This is a genomic window from Campylobacter sp. GB48 (assembly GCF_049221845.1).
In the GTDB taxonomy this organism is placed as follows: domain Bacteria; phylum Campylobacterota; class Campylobacteria; order Campylobacterales; family Campylobacteraceae; genus Campylobacter_D; species Campylobacter_D lari_C.
Genome location: NZ_JBMJAR010000024.1, coordinates 1 through 9535, shown reverse-complemented (window position 1 = coordinate 9535; position 9535 = coordinate 1). Strand labels below are relative to the sequence as shown.

Below are 9535 nucleotides of genomic sequence, written 5' to 3'. Positions count from 1 at the left end.
ATCCAAAATAATTATACGCTTTATACTCTTGTAGTGATAATTTTTCAACTTCTGGAGGACCAAGCAATACAAGCCCTCTAGAAGTTTCAAGATCATAAGTAAGATAAAATATGATAACAATAGCCATAAAAAAGATAATAAAAGATATTAAAAAATAAGATTTTACAAATTCTTTTATATTAATCTTAATCCAATAATTTATAATAAAAAAGGCAATAAGAATACTTAAAGTTATAAGATAAATTCTTACAGTAGTAAAACTAGCAATAAACAAAATCAAACCCCAGCCAATAGAAAGTGCAATACTATCTCCCATTTAAACTCCTGTATTATAAAGCACATTATAAGCTTTATCTTTAAAATCAAGTTTAGTGATAAAATCTTTACTATAAAGTCTAAAATCCAAACCATAAGGAGTGAATTTTTGATAGTCTTTAAATAAATATATACATCAAATACACACTTGCAATTAATATAATAATATTACACACAAATCCCATAAACCAACTTAATTTTTTGCGTTTTTCTTTTATGCTATAACATTTAAATAAATAAGCTTGCAATAAACAAGGAAGTATAAAAAATGTGATTGTAAAAAAAAACATAGTTATACAAGTCAAAAATCCAAAATAATTATATGCTTTATATTCTTGCGGTGACAATTCTTTAGCTTCTAGAGAGCTAAGTAATGCAAGATCCCTAGAAGTTTCAATACCATAGGTAAGATAAAATATGATAACAATAGCCATAAAAAAGATAGTGAAAGATATTAAAAAATAAGATTTTAAAAATTCTTTTATATTAATCTTAATCCAATAATTTATAATAAAAAAGACAACAAGAACACTTAAAGTTGTAAGATAAAATTTTATATTAGTAAAAGCAAGAATAAATCCAAATAAACCCCAAAAAATAGAAAGTGTAATACTCTCTCCCATTTAAACTCCTGTATTATAAAGCACATTATAAGCTTTATCTTTAAAATCAAGTTTAGCGATAAAATCCTTACTATAAAGTTTAAAATCCAAACCATAAGGAGTGAATTTTGATAGTCTTTAAAGATGTTAATACATCACATACACACCCGCCATTAATATAGGATTACACACAAATCCTATAAACCAACTTAATTTTTTGCGTTTTTCTTCTGTGCTATAACATTTAAATAAATAAGCTTGTAATAAACAAGGAAGTATAAAAAATGTGATTACTAAAAAAATAAAAGTTATACCACCTAAAAAATCAAAATAATTATGTGCTTTATATTCTTGTGGTGATAATTTTTCAATTTCTGGAGGACCAAGCAATACAAGCGATCTAGAAGTTTCAAGATCATAAGTAAGATAAAATACGATAACAATAGCCATAAAAAAGACAATAAAAGATATTAAAAAATAAGATTTTACAAATTCTTTTATATTAATCCTAATCCAATAATTTAAAATAGAAAAGACAATAAGAACGCTTAGAGCTATAAGATAAAATTCTATAACACTGCAAGCAAGAATAAATCCTATCAAACCCCAAAAAATAGAAAATGCAATATCTTCTCCCATTTAAACTCCTGTATTATAAAGCACATTATAAGCTTTATCTTTAAAATCAAGTTTAGTGATAAAATCCTTACTATAAAGTCTAAAATCCAAACCATAAGGAGTGAATTTTTGATAGTCTTTAAAAATTTTCATATATCACATAAACACTTGAGATCAATATAGGAACATTACACACAAATCCTATAAACCAACTTAATTTTTTGCATTTTTCTCCTGTACTATGGCATTTAAATAAATAAGCCTGTAATAAACAAGGAAGTATAAAAAAAGTGATCACTAAAAAGATAATGGTGATACCACTTAAAAATCCAAAATAATTATACGCTTTATACTCTTGTAGTGATAATTTTTCAACTTCTGGAGGACCAAGCAATACAAGCCCTCTAGAAGTTTCAAGATCATAAGTAAGATAAAATACGATAACAATAGCCATAAAAAAGATAATAAAAGATATTAAAAAATAAGATTTTACAAATTCTTTTATGTTAATTCTCATCCAATAATTTATAATAGAAAAAGCAATAAACACAACTAAAGCTGTAAGATAAAATTTTATGATAATAACAATGGATAGCAACGAACCTACAAAAATAGAAAGCGTAATACTATCTCCCATTTAAACTCCTGTATTATAAAGCACATTATAAGCTTTATCTTTAAAATCAAGTTTGGCAATAAAATCTTTACTATAAAGTTTAAAATCCAAACCATAAGGAGTAAATTTTTGATAGTCTTGATAATCTTGATTGTAAATATAGTATTGTTTAGTTTTTGGGGATTGTAGGATGTCTTTAAAGGTTATTTCAACAAAAGTATCTTGTACTACATCATTATACCTATAAGTTCCCATTTGATATAAAGAACCTTCTATACTGAAACTCTTTTCATTAAAATCCCAAGCTCCAACAGGTTGCCCTAGCTTGATAAAATTTCCATCATCATCAAATTCATGCCCTTGATCTAAAAAATCAAAGCTATCATAAACATAAACAAGCATTTCATCAACGCGGTATGATACCTTTTCTCTATCTCCTTGAATTTCTTTTTTAATGCTTAATTTTGAAGGAACAAAATTAAAAGAAAATTTACCACTACAAGCATAAAGAGATAGATCTTGCATGAGTTCATCATAAGTTTGCTCCAAAGTCTCATATGTATTATAAGTAAGTCCAAATGGCGATGTCGCAAAAATAAATTTATCAAGTCTAGCATAAGAAAAATCTACCTTAAATTTCTCTGCAATATTTATACCTAAATTTTGCCAAATTTGTCTGAAAAACTCATCATCACCCACACCTATATATTGACAATTTAGAGTATCAAGCTCATAGGGCTTACAGTCTAAAACGCGTTTATAATCTTTTGAAATTTCATCATTTTCTTTAATGATGATATAAGATTCTTCATTTTTATCGCTTCGATTTTCTTTTATATCGATGGCAAAATCAAATTTATATTCTCCTTGAGGTAAATTTTTTAATGTCAAAATATTATGAGTTTTTTGTAAGATTATTTCTATTTGCTTTGTAAAATTTTGAGTGTATATGTCTTCTTTTGTATGAAATTTTTTACTTAGTCTTTTTATTATAGGAAAATGAGAATAAAACTTATCCCAATCTAGCGTAGCGTAGAATTTAATAGAACGCTTTTCTTCTCTTACTTCATTTGTTTTATTATCTACATGGCGTGAAAAACGCTCTGAATTTTGCCTTAGTCTTTTCATATCTTGGGTTTGTGTGTTTTTTGGATAAGGGGTATAATGTAAAATAAGGGGTTCTATACCTTTACTTTGTAAGAAATTTTGTATTTCTTTTAGTCTTTGTTCTGCTTGGGGATTATTAGGTTTAGTTTGCTTTATAGGGAGTTGATAGTTTTGTATAGTGTCTATCTTAGGGCTATTTTGCCACAATACTTGAAGCTGATAACTAACAGCCCAACCTAGTGTTGCTATTTCATTATTGCTTTTTTGATAGTATTTAAATTCATTATAACAACACTCTAATTCTGTAGGTAAAACTGTTTCATCATATTGTAAAGTGCTAAAATTTATATCATCAACATAAATTTGGTTTTTTAAAAATTTATTCATTAATACAACCTGTTAAAATAAGATTTTATCAAAAAAGTTTTTCATTTTTTATTTTATTTATTGCCTTATTATTTTAAAATTTTATTAATAATAATTTTTATTTAATCAGTAAATTAATTTAATACACTCTAGTATATTTATAAAGTTTCATATATTTGGTTTGTTTTTCATACATTAGTAGCCTCTTTCTTTTATTTTTTTCTTATATTCATCAATGCTATCACAACCTAATATTCTTCCATCTTTAGTAAACATACCTATTATCTAGCCAACTATATGTAAATAACCTTTATATAAAATATTTGTTGCAATTTCATAATATTGATATTCTACTTTTTGTATCTTTAACCCTATATTGCTCTCAACAAATTTTACTCTTACAACATAGTTTTTACCTTTAACTCTATCATAAATCTCTTGATTATAAATCACTTCTCTATTTTTTAAGTTCCCACACAAACTCTCAAATTCTTTAAAACTACTTTGCCATTCAAGAAACACAAAAGAACATCCAAACCAAAGAAGCATAAATAATGGATAAGGTAAAAATAAATAAAACTTTTTTAATTTTTTTATCAATATTAGAAAGTTTAAAAACAAGATAAAAAACAAGCTTTAAAAATAAATACACCCATATGGTAGAAAGTATAAATAAGCTAGTCCATCCAAAGAAAGGGAAAAGAAAAAAGGCTAAAAGAGTTAAATAAGTGATATTATAAAAAGTAAAGATAACAAGAAAAAGATAAAACAAAGCTTGTTTTATCTTTATAAAAAATTGTTTTTTTAAATTATTTGATTTTTTTATTGTTAAAATAAAGATGAAGTTTCATGTGTTATTAATCCTATTGTGATTTTACGTCTTTGTTTTATTCTAAGTTTAATATTACATCTATTTTATCTAACTTATTAGGGTTTTTATTTGACAAATTTTGAAAAGGTATAAAAAACATCCATATTTATAAATTATTACAAAATATTTCACAAAAATCATTATTTTACAAAACTATAATTAAATATATAATTTAAAAAAAACTAACAATAAAAACAAGTATTAAACTAATTTTATAACTTGTATACATCCAAAATTACTATCTTTTTATAAGACATAATACAATGGAGTTTTATAATTTAAAACTAATAGTTTTTATATTTTTAAAACTCCATTTTCTTATAGCTTTTATTTTACCAATATAATTATTCTTATAGGCACCATTCTCATTTTGCTTTAGAGGTAATTCTTCATATAGTAGAAACACTATAGAATTTTATCAAAAAAAGACTTTAATAAGCAATATAATCTTTATCTAAATTTGGGTAAATATTTCTAAGTTTTTCAATTCTAAAGTAATTTTTAAATCACGATGTTTATAAAAAATATATTTTTTCTTTACTCTACTGATTTATGTTTCATTTCAAAATATAACCATATCATCTTAATTTAGCAAGTCCTTCTATATCTCTAGATAGGTAATTTATTTATACAAATACCTCCTAGTTAGTTTATCAATCAATGTTCCTTGGCTAAATAAGAGATAATAGTTTTTATTAGCCAAGAAAGCACTAAATATATTTGAACTTATACGCCATTAAAATTATCACTTTTGCATTTTTTTTACTTAATGAATTTACATTTTTTGCAAATTCAAAAATAATACTAAAAAGTATAATAAAAAAATTTAAAATTCTTCATTTTACATCTTATGGTTATTCTACAAATTCGCCCTTAGTATTGATAAATTTTATTTCTTGATTTATCAATACTTTAGCTATATTGTTTTCAAAATTCCAAATTTTGTCAAATTGTGGTTCGATAATTTCACCTTTTTCGCTAATAAATCCATATTTATCATTAAATCTAATTTTTACAAAACCATTATTAAATTTTTCATCAATATAATCAAATTTTGGCTCTAAAATAGTGCGCAAATTATTATCTAAAAGTCCTATTTTATTATCAAGGACTATTTTATAATAGTTTTTACCAAACTCTTTAAATTCTTCAAATTTAGGTAAAATAAGCCAATTTAAATCCTTATCCATAATACCTATTTTGTTGTTTATAGAGGCAATAATAAAATTCTTATATTCTTGTATAAAATCAAAAGATAAATTGGAAGTAACTTTATTATCTTTCATATTAAAAATTTGATATTTACCCTCTTTTTCAACGAGCCAATATTTATCTGCTAATGTCGAAATATTATTAAAATAATTTTCATAAGCAAAATTGATTTCAAATAAAACATTAGCTTTTTCATCCAAAAAACCATATCGAGTGCCTTGTTTAAATTTAAAAGGATAATCGTCGGTATTTATATAATCAAATTTTGGTTCTAAAATAGTTTCACCTTTTTCATTAATAATACCTATTTTATCTTTTATGCTAATTTTATAAAGCTTATTAGAAAATTTATAAATTGAATTATATTGTGGCTTGATAATAAGTTTACCTTGCATATCCATAATGCCATAATATAAGCCATTGGAGATGATGAATCCTATATCTTTATCAAAATATTTTATGAGATAGTTTTGAGGCTTAACAATCCATTTTCTATAATTATCCATAATTCCAAATTTATATTTTTTTTCCACTTCAAAAAACTTTTGTCCTTTATCTGTAGATACATCTTTATTCGCCTCTTTTATTTTTCCAAGTTTAGAATCAGAAGTCGCAAGTGGTTCGATATAAAAAATACTATCAAAGTCAAAAGGTAAAACTAAATCACCCTTTGTATTAATAAGTCCAAATTTTTTATTTTTATCAAGTTTGACTTGCGCAAAACCATACCTAAAAGGAGTGACTGTCTCAAATTTAGCCGGGATAACAAACTCTCCTTTTTTATTAATATAACCTACTTTATTTTTATCACTAGCAAAACCAAGATTATTTGAAAAACAAGGTGATATATAATCAAATTTTATAGGTACGATAAGTTGTGCATTTTCATTGATAACTCCGTATTTTCCATTTAAGCTGATTCTTTGAGTATTATTATCACAACCATCGATTTTGTCAAATTTTGGATCTAAAATAAAACGATGATTTTTTATATCAAATATGCCTTGTTTACCTTGTAAAAATACTTGCAAAAGATTGTCGTTAAAAGTATATATATCATCAAATTTCGGTTCTAATATAAACTGTTTGCTTTTTATATCAAACAATCCTTGTTTTTCTCCAATTGTTACCTGTAAAATATCATTTTTTTTATAAGATACCGTGTTAAATTTAGGTTCTATAATTATTTGCGTTTCTTTATCAACTAAGCCTATTTTTGAATCTTTTTCCACCATAAATATCTTTTGATTATAACTTTTTTGTATACTATCAAATTGTGGCTCTAAAATCTTACCACTAAAACTTACAATACCATATTTTTCATTTTTACTAATAAGAATGATATTTTCAAGTTGTTCTATTTTATCAAATTCGGGTTCTATAAAAAAATCCCCTTTTGTATTAATAAGTCCAAATTTGCCATTTAATCTCACCTCGGCAAATCCATTTGTAAAATCGGATACAAAATCAAATTTAGGCTCTACAAGTATTTTGCCTTTTTCATCAACAAAACCCCATTTATCTTTTAGTTTAACCGCAGCAAATCCTTCACTAAAATTAGCTACATCATCATACTTAACCTTTACAACCATTTTGCCTTTTTCATCAACAAAACCCCATTTATCTTTTAGTTTAACCGCAGCATGACCATCAAAAAAACGAACTACAAAATCAAATTTAGGTTCAACTACTATTTTGCCATTTTCATCAATAAAACCACTTTTACCATCAATAACAATCCATTTAAGTTTTTCTTTGTTTGTTGAAATTACATAATCTGCTTTTACACTATGCCACTTATCGCAAAGTGTAAATTTGGGCTCTAAAATCATTTTTCCATCTAAAGCAATCAAACCGAATTTTTCATCTTTTTTAACCAAGAAAACACTATCACTAAAATAGCTTATATCATCAAATTGTGGTTTTATAATAAAATTTCCATCTTTATTAATAAGACCATATTTTCCATCTTGTACAACCCATGCAACTCCATTTTTAAAATCTAGAGCTAAATCAAATTGCGGCTCAATTTTAATTACGCCATTTTGATCTTTAAAACCAAAATGACTGTTATCAATAAATACTTTCCACCCATCCTCTTCATAAAAAATAGAACTATAATTTTTATTTAAAACATAGATTCCATACGCACTTAAAAATAATGATAAAAAAAGAGCAGCTAGAATTTGATTTTTTTTCATTTTATTCCTTCGTAGGCAACATTAATTAAGAAAAGCAAAATTCCAATGATTAGATTAATACTAAAGTATAGGATAAAATTTCTAGTTTCTGGTGTGCGTTCTCCATATTTATTAGTAAATTCATTTGATTTGAAACAATATAAAATCACAAACACGATTATAGGAATAATCAAAATATATAAAAGCTGCCACCATCCACTAATTCCTATATCATGCAATCTTCTTGCACCTATGGCAAAAATAGGCAACAAACTTGCGAACGAAAAAATATGATCAATGATTGGCAACCACCAAAAAAACGCCAAAGCCACACAAAGACTAACGAGGGTTTGCATGAGCATCACAGCCCAATAATCACCCCTATTAGTTCGCGTCTTAAAGTCAGTAGCTTGTTTCCAAAAATTCAAATAAAGTTCAAACATTTTAAAATCCTTTTATAAATTTAATAAATAATTCAAAATAAACTGAACAAATTCATCACTATCATTAGGACGTGTAATTAAATTATAATCATAATTTTACCAAAATATTTAATTCTATGCTTAACTTAAAAATCATTCTATACAAAAAAATATAGGACAAATCAAAGCTTTATTATTTAAATTTGCTAAAATATCATTTGTATTTGGCTCAAGTCATTTTATAGGACCTAGTTTAGACTGATAAGCTAAAATAAATTCATCAAAATGATCTTTTAATTTTTCCTTTAAAAGTTTTATATGATCATTTGCATGCTTTTCATATAAATCACCTTTATCAATAATACTTTGTCACAAAGAACGTGCTTAAAAAATCAAAGTTTTAGCATCAAAATTACTTTTCTTGGTTAAAATGTGCAAAACTATCATCTCATTGTAAAACTCATTTTTGTAAAAGATATCTATGGTTTTTATTTTTGCTTTAAATTTTCATTTTGTAAAACTTCTAAAGATAAAGTTACTGTGGTGCGAGAATGATACAGATAAAGTAGGGAAAGAATGATTTCATCATTTTCATTTAAGATATATTTTTTGCAAAACCTCTTTGGCAAAAGGAGACACGTAAAGATTAATAAAGTCAAATTTAAAGTCACTTGTTTTTACATTAAGCTTTTCACACAAGCTTTGTGTAAACTCATTGAGTGGAGATTTTTCACCCATTTGTTTATAATTTTGCCTCATAGCTTTTACGCGATATTTTGTAATAATCCATGCCACAAATCTTCTTATAAATTTATTCTTAATACCTAAAATACAAGGATCATTAAACATGTTTTTTAAAAAAGTTTCGCAATCTTGTAAATTTGTAGGTCAACTCATATTTAAAAATAAAACTAATTTTACTAAAAACCTTTTATTAATTATATTTTACTTTAGTGTAAATTTAAAATCAATTGTATCCATATATAATATTTGGTACTCTTTACTATCTTTTTCTAATATATATTAGAACGGAGTTTTATAATTTAAAGATGAATGTAGCAGGATAACATTAAGCTATTGAGCTTAGCCATTTCTTATTAAATTCTCAAGATTGCTTTCAATCTTTTCTTGTATTTTTATAGAATCAGCTTGTATTTTATCTACTTCAATATTTCCAACAATATCAGCAATAAATTCACTTAAATCTATTTCACTAAAATCTAACT

The 9535-nt window shown here is 25.0% G+C and carries 8 protein-coding genes and 2 pseudogenes; all 10 read right to left on the bottom strand.

All coding sequences use genetic code 11. The features are described from left to right. Positions 1-316: pseudogene (locus ACOTVC_RS08305) on the bottom strand (hypothetical protein); the annotation flags it as partial. 118 nt (positions 317-434) lie between these two features. Beyond that, complete coding sequence (locus tag ACOTVC_RS08300) at positions 435-938, bottom strand: hypothetical protein (protein WP_214116972.1); 504 nt, start codon at positions 936-938, stop codon at positions 435-437. 126 nt (positions 939-1064) lie between these two features. Beyond that, positions 1065-1556, bottom strand: coding sequence for a hypothetical protein (locus ACOTVC_RS08295; protein ID WP_421628282.1), 492 nt, complete (start codon positions 1554-1556; stop codon positions 1065-1067). Beyond that, positions 1557-1688: a hypothetical protein gene (locus ACOTVC_RS08290; RefSeq protein WP_016818322.1), complete on the bottom strand. Its 132-nt coding sequence runs from the start codon at positions 1686-1688 to the stop codon at positions 1557-1559. After that, entirely contained in the window at positions 1675-2172 is a 498-nt protein-coding gene (locus ACOTVC_RS08285) for a hypothetical protein (RefSeq protein ID WP_039626175.1), read from the bottom strand. The genes ACOTVC_RS08290 and ACOTVC_RS08285 overlap by 14 nt, the downstream gene beginning before the upstream one ends. Then, positions 2173-3645 (bottom strand): DUF6402 family protein, encoded by a 1473-nt coding sequence (locus ACOTVC_RS08280; RefSeq protein ID WP_421628280.1) that lies wholly within the window; start codon positions 3643-3645, stop codon positions 2173-2175. It abuts the gene before it with no gap. Between the two features lie 264 nt (positions 3646-3909). Continuing rightward, complete coding sequence (locus ACOTVC_RS08275; protein WP_214099741.1) at positions 3910-4146, bottom strand: hypothetical protein; 237 nt, start codon at positions 4144-4146, stop codon at positions 3910-3912. Positions 4147-5349: 1203 nt separating this feature from the next. Next, a complete protein-coding gene (locus tag ACOTVC_RS08270) occupies positions 5350-7908 on the bottom strand; it encodes a WG repeat-containing protein (protein WP_421628278.1) in 2559 nt (852 codons plus the stop codon). Then, positions 7905-8330 carry a DUF805 domain-containing protein gene (locus ACOTVC_RS08265; RefSeq protein ID WP_052243280.1) on the bottom strand — a complete coding sequence of 142 codons (426 nt, stop codon included), beginning with the start codon at positions 8328-8330 and terminating at the stop codon, positions 7905-7907. Before ACOTVC_RS08265 ends, ACOTVC_RS08270 begins: the two co-directional genes overlap by 4 nt. Before the next feature lie 12 nt (positions 8331-8342). Further along, positions 8343-9206: pseudogene (hemH, locus tag ACOTVC_RS08260) on the bottom strand (ferrochelatase). Positions 9207-9535 lie beyond the last annotated feature (329 nt).

Bases quoted from the DNA above. Each gene is read 5' to 3' on its own strand.
- ACOTVC_RS08300 (WP_214116972.1), bottom strand. From the start codon at position 938: ATGGGAGAGAGTATTACACTTTCTATTTTTTGGGGTTTATTTGGATTT.
- ACOTVC_RS08295 (WP_421628282.1), bottom strand. From the start codon at position 1,556: ATGGGAGAAGATATTGCATTTTCTATTTTTTGGGGTTTGATAGGATTT.
- ACOTVC_RS08290 (WP_016818322.1), bottom strand. From the start codon at position 1,688: ATGAAAATTTTTAAAGACTATCAAAAATTCACTCCTTATGGTTTGGAT.
- ACOTVC_RS08285 (WP_039626175.1), bottom strand. From the start codon at position 2,172: ATGGGAGATAGTATTACGCTTTCTATTTTTGTAGGTTCGTTGCTATCC.
- ACOTVC_RS08280 (WP_421628280.1), bottom strand. From the start codon at position 3,645: ATGAATAAATTTTTAAAAAACCAAATTTATGTTGATGATATAAATTTT.
- ACOTVC_RS08270 (WP_421628278.1), bottom strand. From the start codon at position 7,908: ATGAAAAAAAATCAAATTCTAGCTGCTCTTTTTTTATCATTATTTTTA.
- ACOTVC_RS08265 (WP_052243280.1), bottom strand. From the start codon at position 8,330: ATGTTTGAACTTTATTTGAATTTTTGGAAACAAGCTACTGACTTTAAG.